Source organism: Psychroflexus gondwanensis ACAM 44 (genome assembly GCF_000355905.1).
Taxonomy (GTDB): domain Bacteria; phylum Bacteroidota; class Bacteroidia; order Flavobacteriales; family Flavobacteriaceae; genus Psychroflexus; species Psychroflexus gondwanensis.
Map to the genome: position 1 here is coordinate 15474 of NZ_APLF01000017.1, position 15516 is coordinate 30989.

Here is a 15516-nt window from a genome sequence, read left to right on the forward strand (position 1 = left end):
TTTATTGTTTTATAAGCTGCTTATATAATTCGTCTGCTATTTTTCTATCGTTGGATAGCCGTGGTACTTTATTTTGTCCTCCGAGCTTTCCAATGGATTTCATATAATTTTGAAACCCGTCTTTTTGAACTTTAGTAATCACTAAAGTTTTCAATATATTGCCTTTTATAAGGTCATGATAATACGCGTTTTGTTGTTGAAGCAAATCATCCATCCTTTGTCTAAAAGCTTCCATGTTTATGGGTTCCTTTTGAAATTCAATCAACCATTCGTGATGAGGTAATCCTTCTTTTGGAGTAATTTGTGGAGCGACTGTGAATTCATTAATTTGAGCTTCAAATTCTTTTGAAGCTGTAATGATAGCTTGTTCTACTTCTTGAGCAATCACATGTTCCCCAAAGGCCGAAGTGTAATGCTTTATTCTTCCGGAGACCTTTAGTCGATAAGGTTGTGTATTGGTAAACATGACTGTGTCTCCGACATTATACCTCCATAAGCCTGCATTGGTAGAGATAATCATCACATAATTTACATCGACTTGCACGTCTCCTATAGTTAGTATTTCAGGAGTCTCCTCAAAGAACTCATCGGCCTTGATGAACTCGTAAAATATACCCGAGTTTAACTGAAGAAGCATCCCATTTGCTGTTTGAGAGTCTTGAAAAGCAAAGAACCCTTCAGAGGCAGGATAAAGTTCTATACTGTTAACAGAACCCCCTATTAGATTTTCAAATTTTGAACGGTAGGGTTCATAATTTACTCCTCCATAAATAAATAGCTTAAGGTTAGGAAAAAGTTCTGAAATGGACTTTCCAGTTTTATCTTTTAGTCTTTCAAAATAAATCTGTACCCAAGATGGAATACCACTGATGATGGTCATGTCTTGGTTGTAAGTTTCCTCTACGATTTTATTTATTTTTTTATCCCAATCTTCTATACAATTGGTTTCCCAACTTGGTAATCTGTTTTTCTGAAGATAATTGGGGACAAAATGAGCGACAATCCCAGAAAGTCTTCCAAAGTAAATTCCGTTTTTTTCGTTCAATTCTGGGCTACCTTGTAAAAAGATCATTTTACCATCTACAAAACTAGAGTTACCGGTTTCTGCGATATAAGATAATATAGCATTTCTAGCAGCACTGGTATGGGTTGGGATAGAATCCTTGGTTAAAGGTATGTATTTAGCCCCGCTTGTCGTTCCAGAGGTTTTTGCAAAGTATAGAGGCTTTCCTGGCCATAAAATATCTTCTTTGCCGTCGACGACTTGGTCTATATAAGGTTTTAATCCTTCATAATCTTGAATGGGTATGCGACCAAAAAAATCTTCGAAGGTTTCGATCTCATCGAATCGGTGATCTTTTCCAAATTTAGTTTTGCGACCTTCTTTTACCAGGCTTTTGAAAACTTTACGCTGAGTCTCTTCGGGTCGAGAAGACCAACTTTTAATTTGTAATGTAATGTATTTAGCAAATAATTTTGCTGCTATAGGTTTAAAGGACATAAGTTCTTATTCAAAATTTATGTAATCGGATGGGTTGACGGGATATCCATCTACCCAAAGTTCAAAATGTAAGTGTGGACCATAAGAAAATTCTCCTGTATCCCCAACTACTGCGATCACTTCTCCTGCGGTTACCAAGTCGCCTTGACTTTTTAACAACGAGTTATTGTGTTTATATACAGATATTAATCCGTGGCTATGCTCAATGATGATCACATACCCTGTTTCAACAGACCATTCTGAAAAAATAACTGTACCATCTAAAGTCGCTTTTACAGGTTCGTCTTTTTCCGTAACAATATCTACTGCATAGTGTTTGGCTTCGGCATTATACTCTTCAGAAATTTGACCAGAAACTGGAGGAAAAAGAGTGAAATTAGCATTAAAAGTTGCTCTTTCCAAAAGACTATATTTATCTTCCTGTTCTACTTTTTCTCGTAAAATGGAATCCTGTTGAGAGGCATATAGATTTACTGTTTCAGGATCTACAGGTTTTGCGTCGTTTATAGAATAGGCGTCATTTGTGCTTAATGAATCCAATTGCCCGGTGAGCATATTCCGTATCGACTTAAAGTAGACATCATTTTTTTCTACAACTGCCGTTAAGGAATCTACTGTAATCGTTAATCGTGTGGCTTTGTTTTTTAATTTTAATGAAGAATATCCAGGAATAAACTCTCTTATTGGTGTAAAAGCAATTAGGAGCGCTGTTCCAGAAATCAATAATAAAGTAGATATTGCTGTTAAGATGATTACGTTTAATTTAGACAATTGAAATGACAGCCTCTCTTCAAAAGTATCTTCATTCAGTATGACCAAACGATACTTATGTAGCAGCTTTTGCTTAACTTTTCGTTTATCTTTTTTAGGTGACCTCATAGTATTTTAACTCCTACAAAGATAGAATAAAGTTAATTTATGTAGGTTTTAGAATCACAAACCTTTGGTTTAGATTTTTATCACTAATTTTGTATTAAATTTTAAAGCTATGAATGCACTTAATGTAATAATGGGAATGGTTGGACCATGGCAATGGGTCATCATTGGTATTGCGATTTTACTGTTGTTTGGTGGAAAGAAAATACCAGAATTGATGAGAGGATTAGGTAGCGGAATTAAGGAATTCAAAGACGCATCTAAGGAAGACGATGATAGCGAGACCAAAAAAGAGTCTAAGTCTATTAAGTAAATATACCTTTTTAAATATAGATTATAAACCCTGTTTACTTTGTACGCAGGGTTTTTTTATCGAGTTTTTCTAATGTAAATTCTTTTCCGTCAAATACTCCATAAGTATAGTGAGAAATCCAGTCTCCTAAATTGATGTATTTGGAAGTTTCTCCAACTTCGATTTCCATAGGTAAATGTCTGTGCCCAAATACAAAGTAATCATAATGAGAAGATAATAGTTTGCGTTTACAATACTGAGCTAACCACTCGTTCTCCTCCCCTAAAAATTTGGCGTCTTCATCTCCAGAAATAAGTTTATTTTTCACCGAAAGGTGTCTGGCCAATCGCACTCCTAAATCTGGATGTAGCCATTTGAAAAGCCATTTGGAAACAGGGTGAGTAAAGACCTTCTTCATTCGTTTATAGCCCAAATCACCAGGCCCTAAACCATCTCCATGACCAATAAAAAAAACAGCTGAATTTATTTCAAACACTTGTGGTTCATGAAAAACAGGGATATTAAGCTCTTTTTCAAAATAACCTTTCATCCATAGGTCGTGATTTCCTACGAAATAGTAAATCTCTATTCCAGCATCACTAAGCTCAGCAAGTTTACCCAACGTTCTTACAAAGCCTTTGGGAACCACTTCTCGGTATTCGAACCAGAAATCGAAGAGATCCCCCAACAAAAAGACGGCATGAGCATCACTTTTAATGTGATCTAGCCAAGAGACAAAAACTTTTTCTCGCTTTAGACTTTCTGAATACGAGGGCGCACCGAGGTGATTATCGCTAGAAAAGTAAATCTTTTTTCCTTCGGGAAGTTTCATGCAATATAATTCTGGGTCAAATATACTTAAACCATAAAAATACTTATGCCCAAGTTTTGGGTAAAAATTAATGCCATAGTAAAACAGATTCCAGTATTTTTGATCTGTACTTTAAAAACAATACTCATGAAAGTTAAAATCAATTTTATAGCCTGCTTATTTATTATCCTTGGTTCTTCTGCCTTTTCACAGGTAAAATCTATTTCACCAGGAGATGAATTTACAAAAATCAAAGTCTCCACTGGACTTTTTGTTGAAATCATCACTAATTCAGACGAAAGCAAAATCGATATAAAAGGCTCTGAGAGAGAGAAAGTAGATGTTGACATTAAAAATGGTGAATTGGAATTGAGCTTACCATTAGGTCAACTCTTTTCTGAAACTGAAATTTTGGTTACGGTATATACCCATAAAGTTGAAGAATTGAAGGCAAGAAGTGGTTCTGAAGTAGAATTCATGAACAAAGTCCAGCAGGAGGAACTCAGCCTTATCGCCTCTGAAGGGAGCTATATTGGTGGTGAAATTGAAGTCAAAAATTTAGCTGTTAAATCAGTAACTGGTGCTAGCGTTAGTTTAGTTGGTTTTGCTAATAACCAAAACATAGAATTAAAAACAGGAGGCTCTTACGATGGCCAGAATCTGGAAACTGAAAATACAAGTATAAGTGTAAGCTACGGGGGAGAAGCTACCGTGTTTTCTACCGATAGTTGCAGCGCTAGTGTGACTGCTGGAGGTGATATTGATATTTATGGGAGTCCTTCTTCCATAAGCCAAAACGTTAAACTAGGTGGAAATATCCAAGTTATTGAGGACTAAAATTAGGCTTAAATATACCTTATGCAAGAACCCTTACTAGCTTTCAATCAAAATGGAATTTACTGCGCCAAGGCAGATGTCTATCTTGATCCTTGGAGGAAAGTAGATAAAGCTATTATTTCTCACGGACATGCCGACCATTCTCGCTGGGGTAATAAGAAATATATTACCCATCACGATAACATCCCTATTATGAAACATCGTCTGGGAGAAATAGATGTAATGGGCAAAGCATATGGGGAAAGCTTTACCATCAACAACGTAAAATTTAGTTTACATCCCGCAGGACATGTCATTGGAAGCTCACAAATACGAGTGGAGCACCAAGGAGAAGTCTGGGTGTTTACAGGCGATTATAAAGATGAAGCCGATGGGGTTTGCACACCCTACGAACCCGTAAAATGCCACACCTTTATTACTGAATGTACTTTTGGTTTACCTGCCTTTAAGTGGAAACCTCAAGCGGAGGTAATGACAGACATCAATGAATGGTGGCAAAACAATAAGGCTGATGGACGCACATCTGTCCTTTTTGGCTATTCTCTTGGGAAAGCACAGCGGCTTCTAAAACACCTCGATACTAATATTGGAGACATCTATACCCATGGTGCTATTGAAAATATGACGAATGTGCTAAGGACGCTTGTTGATTTTCCTGAAACTAAACTTATCACACGAGAAACCACCAAAAAAGAACTAAGTGGAAACTTGGTGCTTGCGCCACCCAGCGCTCATGGAGGGACTTGGATTCGGAAAATGGTCCCTTATGTCACTGCATCGGCTAGCGGTTGGATGACTTTTAGAGGAGCTAGAAGACGACGGGCTATTGACAAAGGTTTTGTGATGAGCGACCATTGCGATTGGGATGGCTTACTCAACAGTATTAAGGCAACTGAGTGTGAAAAAGTGATTTGTACACACGGTTATACCGATATATTTTCAAGATATTTACGAGAAATAGGCTATGATGCTCGGACTGAGGCCACTCAATATGAAAATGAAGAGACCGATATTGACTAATATAATTACGTATTGAAGCCCTTCTACTTTTTCTCAAATTCATTTTAAATTGATAACTTTTGGAGATAAGTTGTAACATTTTCATTAGTTGCCTACAAATAAATTAAGAATATTCTTTTTCCTAAAACCCTACTTATGAATCGACTTCAACTCATCAATGTCTCCAAAACCTATAAAAACGGAGTGAAAGCTCTTGATGATATTTCCATAGAAATCAATTCTGGAATGTTTGGATTGCTAGGACCCAATGGGGCTGGAAAATCTACCTTAATGCGAACCATCGCTACTTTGCAGCAACCAGATAGTGGAGAAATCTACTTGGATGAAATCGATGTCTTAAATCAAAAAATGGAATTGCGTAAAGTCTTGGGGTATTTGCCTCAATCTTTTGGAGTGTATCCAAAGCTTTCTGCTGAAAAACTCCTGCATTATTTTGCTGAATTGAAAGGAATCTCAAGTAAAGAAGAACGGAATAAGATTGTGGATTATGCCCTAGAGGTGACCAATCTTTCCAGTGTTAAAAACAAGTACGTAGCCGGATATTCCGGTGGGATGAAACAGCGTTTTGGAATTGCCCAATTACTACTGAATAATCCTAAACTTATTATTGTAGATGAACCAACCGCTGGTCTGGATCCTGCAGAGCGTCATCGTTTTCTTAATGTCTTACGAGAAATTGGTACTAATCATATCGTTATCCTTTCTACGCATATTGTAGATGATGTAAAAGAACTGTGTACCGATATGGCCATTCTAAATGGAGGAAAATTGCTAAGTCATAAAAAACCAATTGATGCAGTTTCAGAACTTAAAGATAAAATTTGGGGACTTAGCATTGATCGGGAAAATTTGGAAACTTACGAATCTCAATTCAATTTGATTTCAACCAACTATAACCAAGACAATTCTTTAAATATACGTGTTTATGGCAATACTCAACCTGGAGAGAAATTCCAAAAAGTAGAACCAGACTTGAGTGATGTGTACTTTGTACACCTGAAAGCAGATGAAACTGAAGCCACTAACCAACAATCTTAATCCTTATGTTTTCAAGCATTTTCAAGTTCGAAATCAAGACTTGGTTTAGAACTCCTATTACCTATATTTATTCGGGCATCATGTTTATTTTTGCCTTCATTTTAATGGCCTCATCTGGTGGTCTTTTTGATAATTTTACCGTCACAACTACCTCCGCAACCTTTCAGAATTCTGCTTTAGCAATTAATGGTTTGATTAATATCATTGCTGTGTTTTTGTATTTTTTACTTCCCTCCATCATTGGTGCATCGGTGAGTAAAGATTTTAAATACGATATGCACCAGGTATTATATTCTTACCCGATCACCAAATTTAATTATCTATTTGCTAAGTTTTTGAGTGCATTGAGCATCGTCATCATGATTATTCTTTTCATTTGTTTCGGTCTCTTTCTCGGTACTATTTTTCCGGGAACCAATCCAAAACTTTTCATGGATTTTGATATTCTGAATTACGTACAACCCCTTTTATTAATCATTTTACCAAACCTTATTTTCTTTGGGGCTGTTGTATTTGCAGTAGTTACGTTTTCAAGAAATATTTTCATAGGATTTATTAGCATATTAATATTGATTGTTATCCAAAGTTTAGCTCAAACTTTAGCCGCAGATGTTGACAACAAGACCCTTGCAGCTCTCATTGATCCTTTGGGCGCACAAGCATTATCACTTGAAACTGAATATTGGACTGTTTTTGATAGGAATACAAATTATTTACCCTTTGAAGGTTACCTGCTTTACAACCGATTGCTTTGGGCAGCTATTAGTATTTTAATTTTCGTATTTGTATATGTGAAGTTCAAATTTAACCAGCAGGCTATTCAATTTAGACTTTTCAAGACTAAAGCAGAACGGGTCATTAAAAGAAATTTTGGCAGTTTAGTGCGTATTAAAATCCCAGAAGTTAGCAAAACCTATAAGTTTAAACATTGGTTGAAAATGGCCTGGACTCACAGCCGTTTCGAAACTAAATACATTTTCAAAAACTGGGTGTTTATTTCTTTTGCACTCGTCACTGTACTGGTTACTTTTATTACACTTGCTCAGCGTATTCCTATTTATGGCACTTCTACTTATCCCGTAACGCGAGAAATGATGCAGTCGGCTTCTGGGATCATTAGCGGGTTTATGACTATTATCACATTTTTGATTTCTGGCATGCTTATCAATCGTGCTCAAAACACAAATATGAACCAATTGGTGGATGTAACTCCTTACCCTAACTGGTCGTTTATGTTGTCCAAATTTTTTGCAATTTTCAAAATGCAAGCGTTTTTCTACATTTTAGCCCTGGTAATAGCTATTGGCGTTCAAATTTATAATGACTACTACAAATTGGAAATTGACTTGTATTTATTTCAATTTTTTGCTGTCGATTACTTACGAGTGTTTGCTTGGACGGCCATGGCATTCTTAGTTCATGTCCTTATCAAAAACCATATCGTAGGTTTTATAACTCTATTGGCAGGATTTATTTTTCTTTCTTTTCTCCCAAGTTTTGGTATTGAACAATACATCTTCAGATTCAACACAAATGTTGGTGCCACTTATTCTGATATGGTAGGTTATGGCACAAGTCTAAAAGTCTTCTACATTTACAGACTATATTGGTTTGCTTTGGCCACGGTGATGTATGTTTTGGCCCTATTATTTTACCGTAGAGGCCTATCTTATTCTGTAAAACAAAGGTTTGAGAGGGCAAAGCAGAATTTTAATCCACTCCAAAAATCTATTGTTGCCTTAAGTCTGCTTCTATTTATAAGTATTGGTTCTTGGATTTATTATACCGATAATATTGTCAATACACGCTATTCTGGAAACGAAGTAGAACAGCTCCGTGTTGATTTTGAAAACCAATTTTCGAAATATAAAGAGTTGGCGCAACCCAGAATTACAAGTGTCAATATCGATTTTGATTTATATCCTGAGACTCGAGATTTCAAGGCAAAAGGGGAGTTCATTCTGAAAAACAAAACTGAAAGCCCTATGGATTCAGTATTCATCAACATGAACGACTACCCACAATCTTATGCCTTTGAAAAAGCAGGGAAAGTAGTGTTAAAGGATACTCTTTATGATTTTGAAATATTCAAGTTCAATGAAAATTTATCTCCTGGAGAAGAAGTGAAATTCACTTTTGAAATGGAGAATGAACCCAATACTATTTTGACGTCAAATTCTCCAGTAAGAACCAATGGGACGTTTATCAATAATCAAATTTTCCCCAGTTTTGGTTACAATGAAAATAGAGAAATTCAAAATAATAAAACCCGAGAAAAGTATGGATTAGAGCCTAAAGAACGGATGAATTCACCTTATGATTCCACAGCTTTAGGAAACACTTATATCTCTAGTGATGCAGATTGGATAGATTTTGAAACCACAGTATCCACCTCTAAAGATCAAATTGCCATTGCGCCGGGCTATCTTCAGAAAGAATGGATTGAAGGCGAAAGAAAATATTTTAATTACAAAATGGACAAGAAAATATTAAATTTCTACGCCTTTAATTCTGCAGAATACGAAGTTTACGAAGACCGCTGGAATGATGTAAACATCCAAGTGTTTTATCATAAACCCCACGATTATAACATTGAAAGGATGGTAAATGCAACCAAAAAATCTCTAGCCTATTATTCAGAAAATTTCAGTCCATACCAATTCAAACAACTTCGCATTTTGGAATTTCCAGTTACTTCAGGCTCCTTTGCTCAATCCTTTGCCAACACGGTTCCCTATTCGGAAGCGATTGGTTTTATAGCCAAAGTTGATGATGAAGATAATGAAAGCGTAGATTACCCTTTTAGTGTAACTGCACACGAAGTGGCTCACCAGTGGTGGGCGCATCAAGTCATTGGCGCCAATGTACGTGGGGCAACTTTACTTTCTGAAAGTATGTCTGAATATAGTTCGCTAAAAGTTCTAGAGAAGGAATACGGCGCAGAACAGATGCGAGTGTTTTTGAAAGACGCTTTGGATAAATACCTAAGAGGCCGTCGTTTCGAAAGTCAAAAAGAATTGCCTTTGATGTATAATGAAAATCAACAATATATCCATTACAATAAAGGGTCGCTAGTGCTTTATGCTATGAGTGATTATTTGGGTGAAAAGAAAATGAATAACATCTTGAAAACTTACGTAGATCAAGTCGCATTTCAGGAGCCACCGTACACAACTTCAGTAGAATTTGTAAATCTTTTGAAATCTCAGACCCCAGATTCTCTTCAGTATTTGATAAAAGATATGTTTGAAACTATCACACTTTACGATAACCAGGCCCTTAAAGCGACTTATAAAGTTCTTGAAAACGGTCAATATGAGGTTAATTTTGAGGTGAATGTCCAGAAATACAGATCTTCAGAAAAGGGAGAAAAGGAATTTAGCGATGCTGAAGGCGAGGGTTTAGTTTTGGAAACAGATGACCAGAATCTAGAATCTCTACCTCTAAAGGATTATATAGAAGTTGGTGTTTTTGGAAAATCCGATGAGAGCTTAGACGATGTCAGAAAAGAAAATGTACTATACCTTAAAAAGCATTTGATATCTGAAATCAAAAATAATTTCAGCATTATTGTGGATAATAAGCCTTTTGAAGCGGGGATTGACCCTTTCAATAAACTTATAGATACCGATTCTGATGATAACCGTATAAAAGTTACAGAAGAATAGAGCTGTATATTTTTATATCCATAAAAAACGCTTCAAACTTTAATTGGTCTGAAGCGTTTTTTTAAATGACTTTAAATTAATCCATCAACTCTCGTACCTCTCTTTTAGTTTTCTTGAAAGCAAGAGGATGAATAAGAGGATTATAATACATAAGCAGACTAGTATCCCTAAAACTCCCGTAAAACTTTTTTGATCTCCTACTAGGTCATCTGGATTGACCAATGTTCCACTAAAAATTAAAAGACCAATGGCAGAGAGAATAAGGAAATAAATAAAATACTTCATAACTATTAATTGAATAAACTCTGAATGTTAGTGGCGAATAACTTCACCGCTATGGCCAACAAAATTACACCAAATATCTTCCTGATGACAGAAATCCCCTGTTTTCCGAAAAGTTTTTCAATTTTTTTAGAAGACTTTAAGACTGCATAAACCACGATAATGTTCAATATTATGGCCACGATAATATTGGGAGTATCAAATTCAGACTTCAGCGACAATATGGAGGTCATTGTTCCAGCCCCAGCGATAAGAGGAAAGGCTAGAGGAACTATAGCGGCAGTTTCTGGAGCATCATCTTTATAAAGTTGTATGCCCAGAATCATTTCTATGGCCAAGAAGAAAATAATGAAGGCTCCAGCTACGGCAAACGAGTTCACGTCTATGCCAATAAGGTTGAGGATGGTCTCTCCAACAAAGAGAAAAGCAATCATCAAAATACAAGCAACGATAGATGCTTTTTCGCTTTGTATATGACCCACTTTTTTCCTTAGGTCTACAATAATCGGGATACTTCCTACAATATCTATCACCGCAAAAAGAATCATCCCAGCGGTGAAAATTTGTTTAAAATCGAACATAATACGTTACTCATAATTTTTGCAAAAGTAATTCTGCTTAAAGGATTACCAATACTCATAAAGAGTCTGGAATATCAAATTTAAGTTAAATTTATTTTTTAACCCCTTTACTTTGAATTCTATAAGGCCAAACTCAAACACACTGAATAATTAGCTAGCTTTGCAGCTATGATTCAAATAGGAAAAACACTTATTTCTGAAGCAATTATCAACAACGAATTTGCTTGCAACCTATCGGCTTGTAAAGGAGAGTGTTGCGTTGCAGGAGATTCAGGAGCTCCCTTAGATCCCGAAGAGCTTACTATTTTAGAAACGATCTATCCAAAAGTAAAACCTTTTTTGAGACCAGAAGGCATTGCCGCTATAGAAGCTCAAGGTACTCATATCATGTCAGATTTCGAAGAACCAGAGACTCCTTTAGTTGAAGGTAAAGAATGTGCTTACGTCAATTTTACAGAAAATGGTACAGCACTTTGTGGCATTGAGACAGCCTATCGCGCAGGTGAAATCGACTTCAAAAAACCGGTTTCTTGTGAACTCTATCCTATTCGGGTCCAAAAATTAACCGAACTTCATGCGGTTAATTACGATCGCTGGGATATTTGTAGTGATGCTTGTACTTTAGGTAAAAGCCTCGAAATGCCTGTTTACAAATTCACCAAAAACGCCTTGATTCGAAAATTTGGAGAAGAGTGGTATGCCGAATTGGAACAAGCGGTAGAAGAAATAAACACTTAAGATTTACTATTAAACTTTCCAAAATTAAATTCAACAAGTCTTAAAGTTTAATTTTTTAAAGTTGCAATCCTTTAGTTTACAGGAGTTAGATCCATTGTGGATAACTTTGTGGATAACTTTCGACTGAATTCAAAGAAATTTAAGTGATTTATTTTCATATTTGTTTAGAACAATTACAAATACCAAACCTCTCAAAATCATAAACCTATGGCGCAAATTGAACCTATTTTAGAAGAAAACAAAAATAGATTTGTCCTCTTCCCCATCACACACCCCGACATATGGGAATGGTACAAAAAATGTGAGGCGAGCTTCTGGACTGCAGAGGAAATAGATCTCCAACAAGACATCACCGATTGGAAAACCAAACTGAGCGAAGACGAGAAATATTTCATCAAACATATTCTTGCTTTTTTTGCTGCATCCGATGGAATCGTCAACGAAAATCTTGCTGAAAACTTCGTAAATGAAGTTCAATATACCGAAGCGAAATTTTTCTACGGATTCCAAATCATGGTGGAAAATATTCATTCTGAAACCTATTCGCTATTGATCGATACCTATGTCGATGACGATAAAGAAAAGGATCAACTTTTTAAAGCTATTGAGAATTTCCCTGCCATCAAAAAGAAAGCAGATTGGGCCTTACAATGGATCGAATCCGATTCGTTTGCTGAGCGTCTTATTGCTTTTGCAGCTGTAGAAGGTATCTTTTTCTCTGGTGCTTTTTGTTCAATATTTTGGTTAAAGAAACGTGGCTTGATGCCAGGTCTTACTTTTTCTAACGAATTGATTTCTAGAGACGAAGGTGTTCATTGTGATTTTGCAGTGCACTTACATAACGAACATTTAGTGAATCAAGTTCCTAAAGAACGAATTAGAGCGATCATTGTGGATGCTCTAACTATTGAACGCGAATTTGTTACAGAATCTCTTCCAGTAAGCCTTATTGGTATGAATTCTAATCTCATGACACAATATCTTGAGTTCGTAGCAGACAGGCTGCTATTTGAACTAGGATGTGACAAAGAATATGGAACGGCGAATCCGTTTGACTTTATGGATATGATTTCGCTTCAAGGGAAAACCAACTTCTTTGAAAAAAGAGTTGGGGAATACCAAAAAGCGGGTGTCATGAACAAAAATAAAGAAGAAGATAGCAAGATTAGCTTCGACGCCGATTTCTAAAATCTGTAAACTTTAGTTTGCTTTTAAATTAGATTATTAATTACCGCAGGGTTTCTTGGCTCTGTACTCTAAATACACTTGATTATGCACGTCATTAAAAGAAATGGACAAAAAGAACCTGTAATGTTCGATAAAATTACAGCTAGAATTAGAAAGCTATGCTATGGCTTAAATCCATTGGTAGAGCCCCCAAAAGTAGCTATGCGTGTTATAGAGGGTCTTTATGATGGTGTGACCACAAGTGAATTGGATAATTTGGCTGCAGAAATTTCTGCGACTATGACGGTGAGCCATCCCGATTATGCTCATCTTGCTGCTAGAATTTCTGTGTCCAACCTTCATAAAAATACCAAGAAGTCGTTTAGTGAAGTGATGACAGATCTTTATGAGTATGTGAATCCTCGTAATAATAAAAAATCACCACTTATTGCTGATGACGTTTACAAAATCATCGAGGAAAACAGAGAAGAATTAGACTCTAGAATTATATACAGTAGAGATTTCAACTACGATTATTTTGGTTTTAAAACTTTAGAAAGATCTTATCTTCTAAAATTGAATGGAAAAATCGTAGAGCGACCTCAGCATATGTTAATGCGTGTTTCTCTTGGTATCCACGGTGAAGATTTGGAATCTGCACTGGAGACTTACGAGTTGATGTCCAAAAAGTATTTTACCCACGCGACACCAACCCTTTTCAATTCTGGAACTCCAAAGCCACAAATGTCATCCTGTTTCTTACTAACAATGAAAGATGATAGTATTGATGGGATTTATGACACTTTAAAACAAACCGCTAGAATTTCACAATCTGCTGGAGGAATAGGTTTATCTATTCATAACATAAGAGCTACGGGCTCCTATATTGCTGGTACCAATGGAACCTCCAACGGGATTGTCCCAATGCTTCGTGTATTTAATGACACTGCAAGATATGTGGACCAAGGTGGAGGAAAACGTAAAGGATCGTTTGCCATGTATGTTGAGCCATGGCACGCCGATATTTTTAGTTTTTTGGACCTTAAGAAAAATCACGGTGCAGAAGAAATGAGAGCGCGTGACTTGTTTTATGCGATGTGGATTCCAGACTTGTTTATGAAACGTGTAGAGGAAAATTCGACTTGGACCTTAATGTGTCCAAACGAATGCCCAAACCTTTATAATGTTCACGGCGAAGAGTTTGATGAGTTATACCTCAAATACGAACAAGAAAATAAAGGTCGTAAAACTATAAAGGCTAGAGAGCTTTGGGAGAAAATCTTAGAATCTCAAATTGAAACGGGAACGCCTTATATGCTTTATAAGGATGCTGCTAACAGTAAGTCCAACCAAAAGAATCTAGGTACCATTCGGTCTTCCAACTTATGTACCGAAATCATGGAGTACACAAGCCCAGATGAAGTAGCGGTTTGTAATTTGGCGTCTATCGCCTTACCTATGTTTGTTAAAAACGGTGAGTTCGACCACAAAGAATTATATAAGATTACAAAGCAAGTCATCAGGAACTTGAACAAGGTAATCGATAGAAACTACTATCCCGTCAAAGAAGCAGAAAATTCTAACATGCGCCATAGACCAGTAGGTCTTGGTATTCAAGGCTTGGCAGATGCGTTTATCATGTTGAGACTGCCTTTCACCTCTGATGAGGCTAAGAAATTGAATCAAGATATTTTTGAGACTTTATATTTTGCAGCTGTAGAATCCTCTATGGAATTGGCTAAAATAGAAGGGCCTTACTCCTCTTTTGAGGGGTCACCAATCAGCAAAGGAGAATTTCAATACAACCTTTGGGGTCTAACTGATAAAGACGTAAGCGGGCGTTGGGACTGGAGTAAATTGAGAGGAAAAGTGATGAAGCACGGAGTACGTAATTCTTTATTAATGGCACCAATGCCAACAGCATCTACTTCTCAAATCTTAGGAAATAACGAAGCATTTGAACCCTACACGTCAAATATTTATACTCGCCGTGTCCTTTCTGGAGAGTTCATTGTTGTCAACAAACACTTGTTGAAAGACTTAGTAAGTCTTGGCTTGTGGGATGATGATCTTAAAGATGCCATCATGAGAGCTAACGGCTCTGTACAAGGCATCGATATTATTCCAGATGACATCAAAGAATTATATAAAACCGTTTGGGAATTATCAATGAAAGACATTATAGATATGTCCAGACAACGCGGATATTTTATAGATCAGTCTCAATCCTTAAACTTATTTATGGAAGGGGCTACGTTCGCCAAACTAACGTCTATGCATTTCTATGCTTGGAAAAGTGGCTTAAAAACAGGAATGTATTATTTGAGAACCAAGTCTGCAGTAGATGCGATCAAGTTTACTTTGAAAAACGAAAAGAAAGAAAAGGAAGCGCCTAGCCACGTGGCAGAAAATGCGGCAAAGACTTATCAAGACGCTCAAAGTCAACCCGTAAAAGTCACTGACGATTCTTCATTGAGCCCAGAAGAGCTAAAAGCACTGATCAAGCAGTCCAAAGAGTCTGAAGGCGACGATTGTCTAATGTGCGGATCATAATATAAACTGCACCTAATTATAAAACCCCGGTAAATATAAATTTACTGGGGTTTTATAATTAGATAATTTTGCTATATAATTAAGCCGTCTCAAAACCTGTATTCTTGTCATTCTGAATTCATTTCAGAATCTAATTCAGTTCATGATTAATT

13 protein-coding genes are annotated in these 15516 nt (G+C 36.4%); 8 read left to right on the top strand and 5 right to left on the bottom strand.

Annotated features, from left to right (window positions below):
* Position 1: 1 nt before the first annotated feature.
* Positions 2-1501 (bottom strand): GH3 auxin-responsive promoter family protein, encoded by a 1500-nt coding sequence (locus PGOND44_RS12755; protein WP_003443307.1) that lies wholly within the window; start codon positions 1499-1501, stop codon positions 2-4.
* Positions 1502-1507: 6 nt separating this feature from the next.
* Complete coding sequence (locus PGOND44_RS12760) at positions 1508-2380, bottom strand: M23 family metallopeptidase (protein ID WP_003443309.1); 873 nt, start codon at positions 2378-2380, stop codon at positions 1508-1510.
* Between the two features lie 109 nt (positions 2381-2489).
* Between PGOND44_RS12760 and PGOND44_RS12765 the strand changes: the two genes are divergently transcribed.
* Entirely contained in the window at positions 2490-2690 is a 201-nt protein-coding gene (locus PGOND44_RS12765; RefSeq protein WP_003443311.1) for a twin-arginine translocase TatA/TatE family subunit, read from the top strand.
* Positions 2691-2724: 34 nt separating this feature from the next.
* Here the strand turns inward: PGOND44_RS12765 and PGOND44_RS12770 are convergent, their stop codons facing one another.
* Positions 2725-3501 (bottom strand): UDP-2,3-diacylglucosamine diphosphatase, encoded by a 777-nt coding sequence (locus PGOND44_RS12770; RefSeq protein WP_003443314.1) that lies wholly within the window; start codon positions 3499-3501, stop codon positions 2725-2727.
* Between the two features lie 126 nt (positions 3502-3627).
* Here PGOND44_RS12770 and PGOND44_RS12775 point away from each other — a divergent pair, with 126 nt between their 5' ends.
* The 4 genes from PGOND44_RS12775 (at position 3628) to PGOND44_RS12790 (ending at position 10043) form a co-directional block, all read left to right on the top strand.
* Entirely contained in the window at positions 3628-4317 is a 690-nt protein-coding gene (locus PGOND44_RS12775; protein ID WP_040556160.1) for a head GIN domain-containing protein, read from the top strand.
* A 21-nt stretch (positions 4318-4338) separates the two neighbouring features.
* Complete coding sequence (locus PGOND44_RS12780; RefSeq protein ID WP_003443319.1) at positions 4339-5337, top strand: ligase-associated DNA damage response exonuclease; 999 nt, start codon at positions 4339-4341, stop codon at positions 5335-5337.
* A gap of 135 nt (positions 5338-5472) precedes the next feature.
* On the top strand, positions 5473-6375 hold the full coding sequence (locus PGOND44_RS12785; RefSeq protein WP_003443321.1) for an ABC transporter ATP-binding protein: 903 nt from the start codon (positions 5473-5475) through the stop codon (positions 6373-6375).
* A 5-nt stretch (positions 6376-6380) separates the two neighbouring features.
* The gene (locus PGOND44_RS12790; RefSeq protein ID WP_003443329.1) at positions 6381-10043 is read left to right on the top strand and encodes an ABC transporter permease/M1 family aminopeptidase; all 3663 of its coding nucleotides are present in this window, start codon (positions 6381-6383) and stop codon (positions 10041-10043) included.
* 84 nt (positions 10044-10127) lie between these two features.
* Here the strand turns inward: PGOND44_RS12790 and PGOND44_RS15390 are convergent, their stop codons facing one another.
* Both PGOND44_RS15390 and PGOND44_RS12795 read right to left on the bottom strand, forming a co-directional pair.
* Positions 10128-10328 (bottom strand): hypothetical protein, encoded by a 201-nt coding sequence (locus tag PGOND44_RS15390; protein WP_081606532.1) that lies wholly within the window; start codon positions 10326-10328, stop codon positions 10128-10130.
* A gap of 5 nt (positions 10329-10333) precedes the next feature.
* Positions 10334-10906 carry a MarC family protein gene (locus PGOND44_RS12795; RefSeq protein ID WP_003443330.1) on the bottom strand — a complete coding sequence of 191 codons (573 nt, stop codon included), beginning with the start codon at positions 10904-10906 and terminating at the stop codon, positions 10334-10336.
* Positions 10907-11074: 168 nt separating this feature from the next.
* Here PGOND44_RS12795 and PGOND44_RS12800 point away from each other — a divergent pair, with 168 nt between their 5' ends.
* From PGOND44_RS12800 to PGOND44_RS12810, 3 genes are all read left to right on the top strand, one after another.
* On the top strand, positions 11075-11644 hold the full coding sequence (locus PGOND44_RS12800) for a DUF3109 family protein (protein ID WP_003443341.1): 570 nt from the start codon (positions 11075-11077) through the stop codon (positions 11642-11644).
* Positions 11645-11851: 207 nt separating this feature from the next.
* On the top strand, positions 11852-12832 hold the full coding sequence (locus PGOND44_RS12805; protein WP_003443343.1) for a ribonucleotide-diphosphate reductase subunit beta: 981 nt from the start codon (positions 11852-11854) through the stop codon (positions 12830-12832).
* Positions 12833-12916: 84 nt separating this feature from the next.
* A complete protein-coding gene (locus tag PGOND44_RS12810) occupies positions 12917-15364 on the top strand; it encodes a ribonucleoside-diphosphate reductase subunit alpha (RefSeq protein ID WP_003443346.1) in 2448 nt (815 codons plus the stop codon).
* Positions 15365-15516: the final 152 nt, after the last annotated feature.

Bases quoted from the DNA above. Each gene is read 5' to 3' on its own strand.
- PGOND44_RS12755 (WP_003443307.1), bottom strand. From the start codon at position 1,501: ATGTCCTTTAAACCTATAGCAGCAAAATTATTTGCTAAATACATTACA.
- PGOND44_RS12760 (WP_003443309.1), bottom strand. From the start codon at position 2,380: ATGAGGTCACCTAAAAAAGATAAACGAAAAGTTAAGCAAAAGCTGCTA.
- PGOND44_RS12765 (WP_003443311.1), top strand. From the start codon at position 2,490: ATGAATGCACTTAATGTAATAATGGGAATGGTTGGACCATGGCAATGG.
- PGOND44_RS12770 (WP_003443314.1), bottom strand. From the start codon at position 3,501: ATGAAACTTCCCGAAGGAAAAAAGATTTACTTTTCTAGCGATAATCAC.
- PGOND44_RS12775 (WP_040556160.1), top strand. From the start codon at position 3,628: ATGAAAGTTAAAATCAATTTTATAGCCTGCTTATTTATTATCCTTGGT.
- PGOND44_RS12780 (WP_003443319.1), top strand. From the start codon at position 4,339: ATGCAAGAACCCTTACTAGCTTTCAATCAAAATGGAATTTACTGCGCC.
- PGOND44_RS12785 (WP_003443321.1), top strand. From the start codon at position 5,473: ATGAATCGACTTCAACTCATCAATGTCTCCAAAACCTATAAAAACGGA.
- PGOND44_RS12790 (WP_003443329.1), top strand. From the start codon at position 6,381: ATGTTTTCAAGCATTTTCAAGTTCGAAATCAAGACTTGGTTTAGAACT.
- PGOND44_RS15390 (WP_081606532.1), bottom strand. From the start codon at position 10,328: ATGAAGTATTTTATTTATTTCCTTATTCTCTCTGCCATTGGTCTTTTA.
- PGOND44_RS12795 (WP_003443330.1), bottom strand. From the start codon at position 10,906: ATGTTCGATTTTAAACAAATTTTCACCGCTGGGATGATTCTTTTTGCG.
- PGOND44_RS12800 (WP_003443341.1), top strand. From the start codon at position 11,075: ATGATTCAAATAGGAAAAACACTTATTTCTGAAGCAATTATCAACAAC.
- PGOND44_RS12805 (WP_003443343.1), top strand. From the start codon at position 11,852: ATGGCGCAAATTGAACCTATTTTAGAAGAAAACAAAAATAGATTTGTC.
- PGOND44_RS12810 (WP_003443346.1), top strand. From the start codon at position 12,917: ATGCACGTCATTAAAAGAAATGGACAAAAAGAACCTGTAATGTTCGAT.